Consider the following 13,562-nt stretch of genomic DNA (forward strand, 5'->3'; position numbering starts at 1 on the left):
TTGCATCTCCTACGTGTCGTATTTCAGCGTCAGCGCTGGGCTGCGGCGATCGATTCCCGGGCGGCTTCGGCGACGTTCTCGGCGGTGAAACCGAATTCGCGGAAGAGCACCTTGGCGTCGGCCGAAGCACCGAAGTGCTCCAGCGAGACAATGCGTCCGGCGTCCCCGACGAATCGGTGCCAGGTGAGACCGATTCCGGCCTCGACCGAGACACGGGCCTTCACCGAGGGCGGCAGGACGCTGTCCCGGTACCCCTGGTCCTGCTCGTCGAACCACTCCACGCACGGCATGGACACGACCCGCGTGGGGATGCCCGCGGCCTGGAGCTGCTCGCGCGCCTCGACGGCCACGTGCACCTCGGAGCCGGTGCCGATGAGGATGACCTCGGGCGAGCCGCCCTCGGCCTCGAACAGCACGTAACCGCCCTTGGCGGCGTCCTCGTTCGCCTCGTACGTCGGCACACCCTGACGGGTGAGCGCGAGACCGTGCGGGGCGCCCTTGCCGTACACCTTCGTGTAGCGCTTGAGGATCTCGCGCCAGGCGATGGCCGTCTCGTTGGCGTCCGCGGGGCGGACCACGTTGAGACCGGGGATGGCGCGCAGCGAGGCCAGGTGCTCGACGGGCTGGTGGGTCGGGCCGTCCTCGCCGAGGCCGATGGAGTCGTGCGTCCACACGTACGTCACCGGCAGGTGCATCAGGGCCGACAGGCGGACCGAGTTGCGCATGTAGTCGGAGAACACCAGGAAGGTGCCGCCGTAGATGCGGGTGTTGCCGTGCAGCGCGATGCCGTTCATCTCCGCGGCCATGGAGTGCTCGCGGATGCCGAAGTGGATCGTGCGGCCGTACGGGTCGGCCTCCGGCAGCGGGTTGCCCGCCGGGAGGAACGAGCTCGTCTTGTCGATCGTGGTGTTGTTCGAGCCGGCCAGGTCGGCCGAGCCGCCCCACAGCTCGGGGATGACCGCGCCGAGGGCCTGCAGCACCTTGCCGGACGCGGCACGCGTGGCGACACCCGTGCCCGCCTCGAAGGCGGGGAGCTTCTCCTCCCAGCCGGCCGGCAGCTCGGTCGCGGCGATGCGGTCGTACTCCGCGGCGCGCTCCGGGCTGGCGGTGCGCCAGGCGGCGTAGCCCTTCTCCCACTCGGCCTTGGCCTGGGCACCCCGGTCCAGGGCCTGGCGGGTGTGGGCCAGCACCTCGGCGGCCACGTCGAAGGACTTCTCCGGGTCGAAGCCGAGGACCCGCTTGGTGGCCGCGACCTCGTCGTCGCCGAGCGCCGAGCCGTGCGCGGCCTCGGTGTTCTGCGCGTTCGGGGCGGGCCAGGCGATGATCGAGCGCATCGCGATGAACGACGGCTTGTCCGTCACCTTCTTCGCGGCCTCGATGGCGTTGTAGATGGCGTGCGGGTCGAGGTCGCCGTCCGGCTTCGGGGCGACACGCTGGACATGCCAGCCGTACGCCTCGTAGCGCTTGACGGTGTCCTCGGAGACCGCGGTCTCCGTGTCGCCCTCGATCGAGATGTGGTTGTCGTCCCACAGCAGGACGAGATTGCCGAGCTTCTGGTGCCCCGCCATGGAGGAGGCCTCCGAGGAGATGCCCTCCTGGAGGCAGCCGTCACCGGCGATCGCGTAGATGAAGTGGTCGAACGGGGACTCGCCCTCGGGCGCGTCCGGGTCGAACAGGCCGCGCTCGTAGCGGGCGGCCATCGCCATGCCCACCGCGTTGGCGACACCCTGGCCGAGCGGACCGGTCGTGGTCTCCACGCCCGGCGTGTGACCGTACTCGGGGTGCCCGGGGGTCCTGCTGCCCCAGGTCCTGAAGGACTCCAGGTCGTCCAGCTCCAGGCCGAACCCGGCCAGGTAGAGCTGGGTGTAGAGGGTCAGGGACGAATGGCCGGCCGACAGCACGAAGCGGTCGCGTCCAACCCAGTCGGTGTCCGCCGGGTCGTGCCGCATCACCTTCTGGAAGAGGGTGTAGGCGGCGGGCGCCAGGCTCATGGCCGTACCGGGATGGCCGTTGCCGACCTTCTGTACGGCGTCGGCGGCCAGGACGCGGGCGGTGTCGACCGCCCGCTGGTCCAGCTCGGTCCACTCGAGGTCTGTGGTGGTCGGCTTGGTGCTCACCCTGGGTCAGGGCTCCTCTCCACATGTCACACATGTCGAAATGCCGGTGCACTGGGCGCCCCGGCCGTTGTCGAGCCTACCCCCGTGAGTACGTGCGTTTTTTCGAGTCATTCCAGACTGCCGGGACTCATCGGGATCCGCCTCCCGACTGGGCCGTTCCGTGTTCGACACGTGAATACGGAGCCGCTCGTCCGAGTGCTCAATCGAGTGTCGATCGGCTCTTCCAGCGGCACCGTCCAACACGAGCGCACCCCCGCGAATGCCGGGGTCTGGGCAACGTCTACAGTGGCGTGGTACGCGTGAGCCTTTGCGGGGAATTCATTCCCGGGGCTTGCTGGGATGTCTCTGTCAGGGGTGTGCGTGACGGCCGTCGAATCCCGTCCAGCCGGTGTGCTCGGGACGAGCAGCAGCCGGGGCCAGCGGCCGTTCGGGGCCCGTCTGAAGGCGTTCGTGGCGCTGACCAAGCCGCGGATCATCGAACTGCTGCTGATCACCACCGTTCCGGTGATGTTCCTGGCGCAGCAGGGCGTGCCCGACCTGAAGCTGGTGCTCCTCACCTGCCTCGGCGGCTATCTGTCCGCGGGCGGCGCCAACGCGCTGAACATGTACATCGACCGCGACATCGACGCCCTCATGGAGCGCACCTCGCAGCGCCCGCTGGTCACCGGGATGGTCAGCCCCCGTGAGTGCCTCGCGTTCGGCATCGCGCTGGCCGTCGTGTCGACGCTGCTGTTCGGTCTGGCCGTCAACTGGCTGTCCGCCTGGCTGTCGCTCGGAGCGCTCCTCTTCTACGTCGTCGTCTACACGATGATCCTCAAACGCCGTACCTCGCAGAACATCGTGTGGGGCGGTATCGCCGGCTGCCTGCCCGTGCTCATCGGCTGGTCGTCCGTCACGAACTCCATGTCGTGGGCGCCGGTCATCCTCTTCCTCGTCATGTTCTTCTGGACGCCGCCGCACTACTGGCCGCTGTCCATGAAGGTGCGTGACGACTACGCGCGCGTGGGCGTGCCGATGCTCCCGGTCGTCGCGAGCAACAAGGTGGTCGCCCGCCAGATCGTCATCTACAGCTGGGTGATGGTCGCGGTCTCGCTGCTGCTCACCCCGCTCGGGTACACGGGCTGGTTCTACACCGTGGTCGCGCTCGGCGCGGGCGGGTTCTGGCTGTGGGAGGCGCACGGTCTGCAGAACCGCGCCAAGGCCGAGGTGGCGGGCGGCAAGCTCAAGGAGATGCGGCTGTTCCACTGGTCCATCACCTATGTGTCGATCCTCTTCGTGGCCGTCGCGGTGGACCCCTTCCTCCGCTAGGCCCCTTCCTCCGCCGGGGTCCTCCACGGGACCCCTTCGCCGGACCGGCCGGTCCGGCCGGGGCCCGCGTGGCCAAGGCCACGCACCCCTCCCGTCGCCATTCGATCTACCCGTCGGTAGCATCCTGGCCATGGCAGACACCCAGCAGATCGACGAGACCGCCGGCACCGTGCAGGACCCCAGGGCCGGGCGTGCCGCCGCCAAGCTCGCGCAGCGGATCACCGCCTTCTCCAAGGCGCACGGCGGGGCCGAGGCGCAGGTCGCCTACATCGGACAGCGCGGCGCCCGCATCGTGCTCGTCGGTGAGGACGGCGGCTGGGGCGACCTCGTGGCGACGAGCTACGAGATCGCCGAGGACGCCGTGAAGAAGGCCGGGATCACCGTCCACGAGACCTTCGACGGAGAGTTCGCGGCCAAGGTGAAGACCGGTCCCTACGAGTGGAAGCGGATGGCCGGCATCCAGCTCGGCGGCCCCTCCAACGACTGACGGGTCACCCGTCGCACGGACGGCCGACAATCATCGGCGGTTCGCACGGGGTGTGCGCGACCAACACCTGACACCCGGCTCAGCCGTTAGGACCTGGAAAGCAACGGTCCGCTCGCGGGGAGTCCGGATGATCGAAACGCCGTCCCTGGTGGACCAGTACTGCCACGGCGTACTGCGGACGGAGCTGGGCCTCGGCACGTTCGAGGCCCACCTCGCCAGGACCGAGGGGCCGCCGGCCGCCGGCACGACCTTCTTCGACACCCAGACCGGGTTCGCCGTACGACGCTGGTGTCCGCCCCTGCTCGGGCTCGAACCGCACTGCACGCCGGCCCACTATCTGGCCCGGCGCCGCGAACTCGGCGTACTGGAATCGGGCCGCAGACTGCTGCGCGGCAGCGGCATCACCACCTATCTCGTCGACACCGGGCTGCCGGGCGATCTGACCGGGCCGGGCGAGATGGCCACCACGGGAGCCGCCACGGCCCACGAGATCGTCCGCCTGGAACTGCTCGCCGAACAGGTCGCCGACACCTCCGGAACCGTCGAGTCCTTTCTCGCCAACCTCGCCGAGTCCGTCCACGGAGCCGCCGCGACCGCGGTCGCCTTCACCTCCGTGGCCGGTGTGCGGCACGGTCTGGCACTGGCGCCCGAACCGCCGGGACCCGGGGAGGTGCGGGGCGCGGCCGCCCGCTGGCTGGCCGGGCGCGGGGTGGGCGGCACGCTCACCGACCCCGTCCTGCTGCGCCATCTGCTGTGGATCGCGGTCGCCTCGGGACTTCCCCTGCAACTGCACGCCGGATTCGGTGAGCCCGGCCGGCGCATCGACCGCACCGACCCCGCGCTGCTCACCGACTTCGCCCGGGCCACGGCCGGCCTCGGCACCGACCTGGTCCTGCTGCACGGCTACCCGGACCACCGGCACGCGGCGCATCTCGCGGGCGTCTTCCCGCATGTGTACGCCGACCTGGGCGCCGCCCTCGTCCGCACCGGCGCACGCGCGGCGGCCGTCTTCGCCGAGGTCCTGGAACTGGCCCCCTTCGGCAAGCTCCTCTTCTCCAGTGGGGCACATGGTCTGCCCGAACTCCATGTGATCGGCGCACACCTGTTCCGCGAGGCACTCGCACGGGTGCTCGGCACCTGGGTCGCCGAAGGCGCCTGGGCACTGGCCGACGCCCAGCGGGTGGCGGCCCTGATCGCGGCGGGGAACGCCCGTCGGGTGTACGGGGTGGAGTGAGCCCGGCGGGCGTGATCGCCGGGCCAGGTCGCGTGCCCTTCCCCGGGGCGCCGGGCGGCACCAGACTGTCCGGATGACCGACGAGCCCAGGATGACCGACGAGGCCACCGTCCGGCTGCTCGACCGCTTCCTCGCTGATCTGAGCGCCCTCGCCCCGGTCGCCCTGTGGGCGCACGGTTCGCTGGCCGGTGGCGACTATCAGGAGGGGCGCAGCGACCTCGACCTGATCGCGGTGCTGGACGACCCCGTCCGGTTCGGCACCGTACGCGAACTGATCCGGCTGCACCGGCGGCTGCGTGCCGACGAGCCGCTGGCCGGGAAGCTGCACTGCAGCTACCTGACGCCCGGGACGGCGGCCGGTGCCGAGCGGCCGTATGTCACCTGGGCCCACAACGGTCCGATGCGCCGGCCGGTCACCCCGGTCACCCGCCGTGAGCTGCACGCCTTCGGGCGCGTCCTGCACGGCGTACCCCCGGCGGACCTGCTGCCACCCGTTCCGGAGGGGGAACTGCGGGCCTTCGTCGTCCGGGACCAGAAGGAGTACTGGCGTCCCGCGGTGGACAAGGCCCGGCTGTGGACCCAGGACGTGTGGGTCGACCTGGGCACGGTCACCTTCGCCCGGGCGACGGTGACGCTGCGGGACGGGCGGCTGATCTCCAAGGGGGAGGCCCTCGGCCTGCTCCCCGGGCTCGGGGCTCCGGCGGAGCTCGTCGACGACATCGGGCGCCGGCGCTACGGGGACCCGGCGCCGCCCACCCGCGAGTGGGCGCGGCGCCGGGCCGGGCTGACGAGAGACTTCCTCGGCCCCGCGATCGACGGCCTGGTCGCCGCGTACGAGGGGTCCACGCGCGCGTGAGGATCCGCGAAAGGACTACGCGCGCGTGAGGGCCGACGTGGTCACGGGGCCCGGCAGGTCCGCCACGGCCTCCGGTCGTTCGCGCAGGGCCAGCAGGACGCGCACCACGCCGATCCACACCAGGCAGGAGCCGAGCATGTGCAGGGCGACCAGGGCCTCGGGCAGATGGGTGAAGTACTGGACGTAGCCGATGACACCCTGGGACAGCAGGATCAGGAACAGGTCGCGGGTGCGCCGCAGGGGGCCCTGGGGGGCGTCGACCGCCTTGAGGACGAACCACAGGGCGAAGGTCAGCGTGACGACGATCCAGGCCAGCACGGCGTGCAGCTTGGCCACGGTCTCCCAGCTCAGGGGGATGCGGTCGACCTTGCTGGAGTCACCCGCGTGCGGGCCGGCACCGGTGACGACCGTGCCGGCCGCGATCAGCAGGACGGCGGCGACGACCAGGAACCACACGAGCTGCTGCACCGACTTGCCGACGAGCGGCCGGGGCGCCGCGTCGCCCTCGCGGGTGCGCTGCCACATGAGCGCGGCGACGGTGATGAGCGCCGTGGAGAGCAGGAAGTGGGCCGCGACCGTGTAGGGGTTGAGGCCGACCAGGACGACGATGCCACCGAGGATCGCGTTGCTCATGACGATCCAGAACTGGGCCCAGCCGAGCCGGGTGAGGCTCCGCCGCCACGGCTTCTGCGAGCGGGCGGCCACGATCGCCCACCCGACCGCGGCGCACAGCACGTACGTCAGCATGCGGTTGCCGAACTCGATGGCGCCGTGGAAGCCCATCGCGCTCGTCGCCGTGAGCGAGTCGTCGGTGCACTTGGGCCAGGTCGGGCAGCCGAGGCCGGAGCTGGTGAGCCGCACGGCACCGCCGGTGACGACGATGACGACCGACATCACGAGGGCGGAGAGCGCAGCGCGCCGCACCGTCCGGGAGGCCGGGGTCCAGCGTTCGGCGATGAAGGCGAGCGGGTTGCGCACCGCGCTGAGGGCGTCGGCTCGGGTCAGGTTCGGCACGCGCACCATCGTAGGGGGCCGCTTGTGCACGCTTTCACGAGGGTCCGCCCGGGCGGCGCGCCCGCTTACTCCCAGCGGAAGAACCGGCCGGCCGCGCCGAGCCCCACGACCGCCCAGACGGCCAGGATCCCGAGGTCGGCCCAGGGCGTTCCGGAGCCGTGCTGGAGCACGTCCCGCAGGCCGTCGGAGAGCGCCGAGATGGGCAGCAGGCCGAGCACGTCCTGGGCGCCGGCGGGGAACTTGTCCAGCGGCACGATCACCCCGCCGCCGACCAGGAGCAGCAGGAAGACGAGGTTGGCGGCGGCCAGCGTCGCCTCGGCCTTGAGCGTGCCCGCCATGAGCAGTCCGAGCCCGGAGAAGGCCGCCGTGCCGAGCACCAGCAGGAGCAGGACCGCGAGCGGGTTGCCGTGCGGCGACCAGCCCAGCGCGAAGGCGATCACGGTGAGCAGGATCACCTGGAGAATCTCCGTGACCAGTACCGACGCCGTCTTCGCGGTCATCAGGCCCCAGCGGGGCAGCGGGGAGGCGGCCAGTCGCTTCAGGACGCCGTACCGGCGCTCGAAGCCGGTGGCGATGGCCTGGCCGGTGAACGCCGTCGACATCACGGCGAGCGCCAGGATGCCCGGCGCCAGGAAGTCGACCGCCTCGCCCGCACCGGTGTCGATGATGTCGACCGAGCTGAACAGGACGAGGAGCAGCGTCGGGATCACGACGGTCAGGAGGAGCTGCTCGCCGTTGCGCAGCAGCATCCTCGTCTCCAGCGCCGCCTGCGCGCCGATCATGCGGGGCAGCGGGGCGGCGCCCGGCTTCGGGGTGTACGTACCGGCGGTGGTCACGGACACAGCTCCTCGCCGGTCGGTTCCAAGCTGGGTCCCGCTCATGAGCGCAGCTCCTTGCCGGTCAGTTCCAGGAAGGCGTCTTCCAGGGTGTGGCGTTCGACCGAGATCTTCTCCGGCATCACGCCGTGCTGGGCGCACCAGGACGTCACGGTCGCCAGCAGTTGCGGGTCGATCTCGCCGCCGACCCGGTAGGCGCCCGGTGTCAGCTCGGCCGCCGTGGAGTCCGCCGGCAGGGCCTTCAGCAGGGAGCCCACGTCGAGTCCCGGACGGCCGCTGAAGCGCAGGGTGTTCTCGGCGCCGCCGCGGCACAGCTCCTCGGGGGAGCCCTGGGCGACGACCCGGCCCGCGTCGATGATCGCGACGTCGTCCGCGAGCTGCTCGGCCTCGTCCATGTAGTGCGTGGTGAGGATCACCGAGACACCGTCGGAACGCAGGTCGCGGACCAGGTCCCAGGTGGCGCGGCGGGCCTGCGGGTCGAGACCGGCGGTCGGCTCGTCGAGGAAGACCAGCTCGGGGCGGCCGACGACGGCCATGGCGAGCGCGAGGCGCTGCTGCTGGCCGCCCGACAGCCGCCGGTACGTGGTCCGGCCGCAGCCCTCCAGGCCGAGCCGCTCGATGAGCGCGTCGACGTCCAGCGGATGGGCGTGCAGCTTCGCGACGTGGCGGAGCATCTCGTCGGCGCGGGCGCCCGAGTAGACGCCGCCGGACTGGAGCATCACGCCGATACGGGAGTGCAGCTCCCCGGACTGTCTCGCCGGGTCGAGGCCGAGGACGCGCACCGTGCCGGAGTCCGGCTTCCGGTACCCCTCGCAGGTCTCGACCGTGGTCGTCTTGCCCGCGCCGTTGGGTCCGAGTACGGCGGTGATGCCCGCCGTGGCCACCAGGTCGAGGCCGTCCACCGCGGTCTTCGTGCCGTACCGCTTCACCAGGGCCTGGACCTGGACCACGGGCTCGCTTCGCATGAGGAGCAAGTCTAGGGACGTCCGCGCGGCCCGGAACCGCCGGGGGCCGTATCCACGTACAGGTCCCGTGGACGGTGCACGGGCAGCCAGCGCTCCGCGTACGCCACCGCGTCGGCCACCGGGAAGAGCCGCGCCGCGGCCGCGCCCACGGTGCCCCGTACGACGGGACGGTCCCGTTCGAAGTCGGAGCCGAGCTCCTCGAACAGCTCGGAGGTGATCGACAGTTCGCGCACCTTCCGCCAGCCCGTCGGGGACGGGCGTCCGACCTCCACGACGGGCGAGGGGACGCGGTACTCGGCCAGGTGGAAGCTGGTGCAGGTGCCGTAGCCGGCGCCGAGCAGCAGGACACGGGCGCCGCCGGCCTCCAGGCGGGCCAGCGGGCTCCGCTCGCCGAGCCGGCAGTCGGGCGCGTGGCCTTCGACGATCGCCGCCGCGCCCGGGCCCACTGCCGCGAACGAGGTCTCCGGGTGGGCGCTGCGCAGGGCGCCCGGCCAGTTGCGGACGGTCTCGGGTATCACGCCGACCCCGCGGGAGGGCGTCACGCGGGGGTCGTAGGCGGGCATGGTCGCCCGGATGGTCGGCCACCACTCCTCGGGGACCGGGGGACGGCTCCACAGCGCGGGGTCGGAAAGGTCGCCGGACTGCGTGGGGACCACCAGGGTGCCGTCCGGACCTACGGCGTCGAGCAGTCCTTGGACGACGGTCACGGGGCCGCCGTTCACCCAGCCGAGGGAGCTGAGCGAGGAGTGCACAAGAAGCGTTTCTCCCGGTCGTACGCCCAGGGCGCGCAGGTCCCCGGCGAGGGTGTCCCGGGTGACGAGTGGGCCGGTCGGAGGGGGTGTCGGCATGGTCCCGGAGTCTTCCCGAAAGAGGGTCCCGACACCACCCGATTGATCGATCAAAGATCGTTTGCCCAGGTCACATTAGGTATACCTAAGTGACGCAGCGCACCGCCCGCCCGGGAGGGGGCGGCTTGTCAGGCCCTGAGGAATTACGCAACAATGGTGTTGTGAAATACGTTGGCGAGGCTCGGGAGACCCCCACGGGGCCCCCGCAGGAGGAACTCGCGACCGGTGAGCGCTCGACGCGCAACCGAGTCGTGCGGTCCATCCTGGACCACGGCCCGTCGACCGTCGCCGACCTGGCGGGCCGACTGGGGCTGACCCAGGCTGCCGTACGCCGTCATCTCGACGCGCTGGTCGCCGACGACGTCGTGGAAGCACGTGAGCAGCGGGTCTACGGAGCGCGTACGCGCGGACGTCCCGCCAAGGTGTTCGCCCTGACCGACTGCGGCCGGGACGCCTTCGACCAGTCCTACGACAAGCTCGCCGAGGACGCCCTGCGCTGGATCGCCGAGCGCGAGGGCGGGGACGAGGCGATTCTCTCCTTCGCCCGCGCCCGGATCGCCGCACAGGCCGGGGCGTACCGCGAGGCCGTCGAGGCCGCGACCCCCGAGGAGCGCACGGAAGCGCTGGCCAAGGCGCTGAGCGCCGACGGGTACGCTGCCACGGCGCGCAGCGCACCGGTCGGCGAGCAGCTCTGCCAGCACCACTGCCCGGTCGCACATGTCGCCGAGCGGTTCCCGCAGCTTTGCGAGGCGGAGACGGAGTTCTTCTCCCAGCTTCTCGGCACGCATGTCCAGCGGCTGGCCACCATCGCCCACGGCGACGGGGTGTGCACGACGTTCATCCCCAAGATTTCGCAAACCACTCACAACGCATCTGCAAGCACCGCCGGGAGGAACCCCGCATGACGCTCCCCATCGAGGAGACTGCCCACCCCGAGCTCGAGGGTCTGGGTACGTACGAATACGGCTGGGCCGACTCCGACGTGGCCGGTGCCTCCGCCAAGCGCGGCATCAACGATGACGTCGTCCGAGACATCTCCGCGAAGAAGAGCGAGCCGGAGTGGATGACCAAGCTCCGTCTCAAGGGCCTGCGCCTCTTCGAGAAGAAGCCCATGCCCAACTGGGGCTCGGACCTGTCGGGCATCGACTTCGACAACATCAAGTACTTCGTGCGCTCCACGGAGAAGCAGGCGGAGTCCTGGGAGGACCTGCCCGAGGACATCAAGAACACGTACGACAAGCTCGGCATCCCCGAGGCGGAGAAGCAGCGCCTCGTCGCCGGTGTCGCGGCCCAGTACGAGTCCGAGGTCGTCTACCACCAGATCAACGAAGAGCTCGAGGCGCAGGGTGTCATCTTCATGGACACCGACACGGCGCTCAAGGAGCACCCGGAGCTCTTCAAGGAGTACTTCGGCACCGTCATCCCGGTGGGCGACAACAAGTTCGCGTCGCTGAACACGGCCGTGTGGTCCGGCGGCTCCTTCATCTACGTGCCGAAGGGCGTGCACGTCGAGATTCCGCTCCAGGCCTACTTCCGTATCAACACGGAGAACATGGGCCAGTTCGAGCGGACCCTGATCATCGTCGACGAGGGCGCCTACGTGCACTACGTCGAGGGTTGTACGGCGCCGATCTACTCCTCGGACTCCCTGCACTCCGCGGTGGTCGAGATCATCGTGAAGAAGGGCGGCCGCTGCCGCTACACGACGATCCAGAACTGGTCGAACAACGTCTACAACCTGGTCACCAAGCGCGCCGTGGCGTACGAGGGCGCGACCATGGAGTGGATCGACGGCAACATCGGCTCCAAGGTCACCATGAAGTACCCGGCCGTCTACCTGATGGGCGAGCACGCCAAGGGCGAGACCCTGTCCATCGCCTTCGCGGGCGAGGGCCAGCACCAGGACGCCGGCTCCAAGATGGTCCACATGGCGCCGAACACCTCCTCGAACATCGTGTCGAAGTCGGTGGCGCGCGGTGGCGGCCGTACGTCCTACCGCGGTCTCGTCGAGATCGGCGAGGGCGCCCACGGCTCCAAGTCGAACGTGCTGTGCGACGCGCTGCTCGTCGACACCATCTCCCGCTCGGACACGTACCCGTACGTGGACGTCCGCGAGGACGACGTGTCCATGGGCCACGAGGCGACCGTCTCCAAGGTCTCCGAGGACCAGCTCTTCTACCTGATGAGCCGCGGTCTGACCGAGTTCGAGGCGATGGCGATGATCGTGCGCGGCTTCGTCGAGCCGATCGCCAAGGAGCTGCCCATGGAGTACGCCCTGGAGCTCAACCGGCTGATCGAGCTGCAGATGGAAGGCTCGGTCGGCTGACCCCGCCCCTCCGCAACAGCAGCCAGCGAATTCTGACGTAGGAAGAGAGCAGACCGACAGCCATGGCTGAGGCTCAAATTATCCCCGTGGGCTCCACGACCGCGGGCCAGATCGCGGTGGCCGCCGAGTCGACCGTCGCCACGCGCATGAGCGCGCCCCCGTCCTTCGACGTGGCGGACTTCCCCGTCCCCCACGGCCGCGAGGAGGAGTGGCGGTTCACCCCGCTGGCGCGCCTGCGCGGGCTGCACGACGGCACCGCCGTCGCGACCGGCGAAGGCGTACGGATCGACGTCGAGGCCCCCGAGGGTGTCACCGTCGAGACCGTCACCCGGGACGACGCCCGCCTCGGCAGGGCCGGCACCCCGGTCGACCGCGTCGCCGCCCAGGCGTACTCGGCGTTCGAGAAGGCCGGTGTCGTCACCGTCCCCAAGGAGACGGTGCTCACCGAGCCCATCCGGATCGCCGTCCGCGGCGAGGGCGGGGTGGCCTACGGCCACCAGGTCATCGAGCTGGGAGCCTTCGCCGAGGCCGTCGTCGTCATCGACCACACCGGTGACGCGGTGCTCGCCGCCAACGTCGACTACGTCCTCGGGGACGGCGCCAAGCTGACCGTCGTCTCGGTCCAGGACTGGGACGACAAGGCGGTCCACGTCGGCCAGCACAACGCGCTGATCGGCCGTGACGCGACCTTCAAGTCGTTCGTGGTCACCTTCGGCGGCGACCTCGTGCGCCTCCACCCCCGCGTCACCTACGCGGGCCCCGGCGGCGAGGCCGAGCTCTTCGGTCTGTACTTCACGGACGCCGGCCAGCACCAGGAGCACCGCCTCCTGGTCGACCACAACACCCCCCACTGCAAGTCGAACGTCATGTACAAGGGCGCGCTGCAGGGCGAGGGCGCGCACGCGGTCTGGATCGGTGACGTCCTCATCGAGGCCAAGGCCGAGGGCACGGACACCTACGAGATGAACCGCAACCTGGTTCTGACCGACGGCGCCCGCGTCGACTCCGTGCCGAACCTGGAGATCGAGACCGGCGAGATCGTCGGCGCCGGCCACGCCTCCGCGACCGGCCGCTTCGACGACGAGCAGCTCTTCTACCTGATGGCCCGCGGCATCCCCGCCGACGAGGCCCGCCGCCTGGTGGTCCGCGGCTTCTTCGCCGAACTCGTCCAGCAGATCGGTGTCGACGACATCGAAGAGCGCCTTCTCGTGAAGATCGACGAGGAGCTGGAGGCGTCGCTCTGATGCCCGGCACCTTCGTGCGCGTCTGTGGGCTGAGCGAGCTGGAGGAGGACACCCCGAAGCGGGTGGAACTCGACGGCACGCCGGTCTCGGTCGTGAAGACCGAGGGGGAGGTGTTCGCGATCAACGACATCTGCTCGCACGCGAACGTCTCGCTCTCCGAGGGCGAGGTGGAGGACTGTCAGATCGAATGCTGGCTGCACGGCTCCGCGTTCGACCTCCGCACCGGCAAGCCGTCCGGCCTTCCCGCGACGCGCCCCGTCCCCGTATACCCCGTACAGATCGAAGGGGACGACGTGCTCGTCTCCCTCAACCAGGAGTCCTGAGGAA

At 70.4% G+C, this 13,562-nt stretch carries 13 protein-coding genes; 8 read left to right on the forward strand and 5 right to left on the reverse strand.

Features of this window, described 5'->3' with window-relative positions; genetic code table 11:
* Positions 1 to 29: 29 nt before the first annotated feature.
* A complete protein-coding gene (tkt, locus tag OHT01_RS29750) occupies positions 30 to 2,117 on the reverse strand; it encodes a transketolase (protein ID WP_328556183.1) in 2,088 nt (695 codons plus the stop codon).
* Between the two features lie 354 nt (positions 2,118 to 2,471).
* Between tkt and OHT01_RS29755 the strand changes: the two genes are divergently transcribed.
* The 4 genes from OHT01_RS29755 to OHT01_RS29770 all read left to right on the forward strand — a co-directional run bounded on the left by OHT01_RS29755 (position 2,472) and on the right by OHT01_RS29770 (position 6,002).
* Positions 2,472 to 3,425: a heme o synthase gene (locus tag OHT01_RS29755; protein ID WP_328558319.1), complete on the forward strand. Its 954-nt coding sequence runs from the start codon at positions 2,472 to 2,474 to the stop codon at positions 3,423 to 3,425.
* Positions 3,426 to 3,555: 130 nt separating this feature from the next.
* Entirely contained in the window at positions 3,556 to 3,912 is a 357-nt protein-coding gene (locus tag OHT01_RS29760; RefSeq protein ID WP_328556184.1) for a hypothetical protein, read from the forward strand.
* A 127-nt stretch (positions 3,913 to 4,039) separates the two neighbouring features.
* Positions 4,040 to 5,146 carry an amidohydrolase family protein gene (locus tag OHT01_RS29765; RefSeq protein ID WP_328556185.1) on the forward strand — a complete coding sequence of 369 codons (1,107 nt, stop codon included), beginning with the start codon at positions 4,040 to 4,042 and terminating at the stop codon, positions 5,144 to 5,146.
* 73 nt (positions 5,147 to 5,219) lie between these two features.
* Positions 5,220 to 6,002, forward strand: a complete 783-nt coding sequence (locus OHT01_RS29770; protein WP_328556186.1) for a nucleotidyltransferase domain-containing protein — start codon at positions 5,220 to 5,222, stop codon at positions 6,000 to 6,002.
* A 15-nt stretch (positions 6,003 to 6,017) separates the two neighbouring features.
* Here OHT01_RS29770 and OHT01_RS29775 read toward each other — a convergent pair whose 3' ends face one another.
* From OHT01_RS29775 to OHT01_RS29790, 4 genes are read right to left on the reverse strand one after another with little or no spacing between them, the layout of a single operon-like run.
* The gene (locus OHT01_RS29775) at positions 6,018 to 7,025 is read right to left on the reverse strand and encodes a COX15/CtaA family protein (protein ID WP_328556187.1); all 1,008 of its coding nucleotides are present in this window, start codon (positions 7,023 to 7,025) and stop codon (positions 6,018 to 6,020) included.
* A 56-nt stretch (positions 7,026 to 7,081) separates the two neighbouring features.
* The gene (locus tag OHT01_RS29780; protein WP_328556188.1) at positions 7,082 to 7,897 is read right to left on the reverse strand and encodes an ABC transporter permease; all 816 of its coding nucleotides are present in this window, start codon (positions 7,895 to 7,897) and stop codon (positions 7,082 to 7,084) included.
* Positions 7,894 to 8,817 (reverse strand): ABC transporter ATP-binding protein, encoded by a 924-nt coding sequence (locus tag OHT01_RS29785; RefSeq protein ID WP_328556189.1) that lies wholly within the window; start codon positions 8,815 to 8,817, stop codon positions 7,894 to 7,896. The genes OHT01_RS29780 and OHT01_RS29785 overlap by 4 nt, the downstream gene beginning before the upstream one ends.
* An 11-nt stretch (positions 8,818 to 8,828) precedes the next feature.
* Positions 8,829 to 9,665, reverse strand: a complete 837-nt coding sequence (locus tag OHT01_RS29790) for an aminoglycoside N(3)-acetyltransferase (protein WP_328556190.1) — start codon at positions 9,663 to 9,665, stop codon at positions 8,829 to 8,831.
* Positions 9,666 to 9,826: 161 nt separating this feature from the next.
* Here OHT01_RS29790 and OHT01_RS29795 point away from each other — a divergent pair, with 161 nt between their 5' ends.
* The 4 genes from OHT01_RS29795 to OHT01_RS29810 all read left to right on the forward strand — a co-directional run bounded on the left by OHT01_RS29795 (position 9,827) and on the right by OHT01_RS29810 (position 13,558).
* Entirely contained in the window at positions 9,827 to 10,570 is a 744-nt protein-coding gene (locus tag OHT01_RS29795) for a helix-turn-helix transcriptional regulator (protein WP_328556191.1), read from the forward strand.
* Positions 10,567 to 11,991 (forward strand): Fe-S cluster assembly protein SufB, encoded by a 1,425-nt coding sequence (gene sufB / locus OHT01_RS29800; RefSeq protein ID WP_328556192.1) that lies wholly within the window; start codon positions 10,567 to 10,569, stop codon positions 11,989 to 11,991. Before OHT01_RS29795 ends, sufB begins: the two co-directional genes overlap by 4 nt.
* Positions 11,992 to 12,053: 62 nt before the next feature.
* A complete protein-coding gene (sufD, locus tag OHT01_RS29805) occupies positions 12,054 to 13,235 on the forward strand; it encodes a Fe-S cluster assembly protein SufD (protein ID WP_328556193.1) in 1,182 nt (393 codons plus the stop codon).
* Positions 13,235 to 13,558 (forward strand): bifunctional 3-phenylpropionate/cinnamic acid dioxygenase ferredoxin subunit, encoded by a 324-nt coding sequence (locus tag OHT01_RS29810; RefSeq protein ID WP_328556194.1) that lies wholly within the window; start codon positions 13,235 to 13,237, stop codon positions 13,556 to 13,558. The genes sufD and OHT01_RS29810 overlap by 1 nt, the downstream gene beginning before the upstream one ends.
* The last annotated feature ends 4 nt before the right edge of the window (positions 13,559 to 13,562 follow it).

It is taken from the genome of Streptomyces sp. NBC_00358 (assembly GCF_036099295.1).
In the GTDB taxonomy this organism is placed as follows: domain Bacteria; phylum Actinomycetota; class Actinomycetes; order Streptomycetales; family Streptomycetaceae; genus Streptomyces.

What these genes read in the sequence shown, in the direction of transcription:
- sufB (WP_328556192.1), top strand. Translation starts at nt 10,567, where the DNA reads ATGACGCTCCCCATCGAGGAGACTGCCCACCCCGAGCTCGAGGGTCTG.
- OHT01_RS29775 (WP_328556187.1), bottom strand. Translation starts at nt 7,025, where the DNA reads ATGGTGCGCGTGCCGAACCTGACCCGAGCCGACGCCCTCAGCGCGGTG.
- OHT01_RS29770 (WP_328556186.1), top strand. Translation starts at nt 5,220, where the DNA reads ATGACCGACGAGCCCAGGATGACCGACGAGGCCACCGTCCGGCTGCTC.
- OHT01_RS29780 (WP_328556188.1), bottom strand. Translation starts at nt 7,897, where the DNA reads ATGAGCGGGACCCAGCTTGGAACCGACCGGCGAGGAGCTGTGTCCGTG.
- OHT01_RS29785 (WP_328556189.1), bottom strand. Translation starts at nt 8,817, where the DNA reads ATGCGAAGCGAGCCCGTGGTCCAGGTCCAGGCCCTGGTGAAGCGGTAC.
- OHT01_RS29765 (WP_328556185.1), top strand. Translation starts at nt 4,040, where the DNA reads ATGATCGAAACGCCGTCCCTGGTGGACCAGTACTGCCACGGCGTACTG.
- OHT01_RS29760 (WP_328556184.1), top strand. Translation starts at nt 3,556, where the DNA reads ATGGCAGACACCCAGCAGATCGACGAGACCGCCGGCACCGTGCAGGAC.
- OHT01_RS29810 (WP_328556194.1), top strand. Translation starts at nt 13,235, where the DNA reads ATGCCCGGCACCTTCGTGCGCGTCTGTGGGCTGAGCGAGCTGGAGGAG.
- sufD (WP_328556193.1), top strand. Translation starts at nt 12,054, where the DNA reads ATGGCTGAGGCTCAAATTATCCCCGTGGGCTCCACGACCGCGGGCCAG.
- OHT01_RS29790 (WP_328556190.1), bottom strand. Translation starts at nt 9,665, where the DNA reads ATGCCGACACCCCCTCCGACCGGCCCACTCGTCACCCGGGACACCCTC.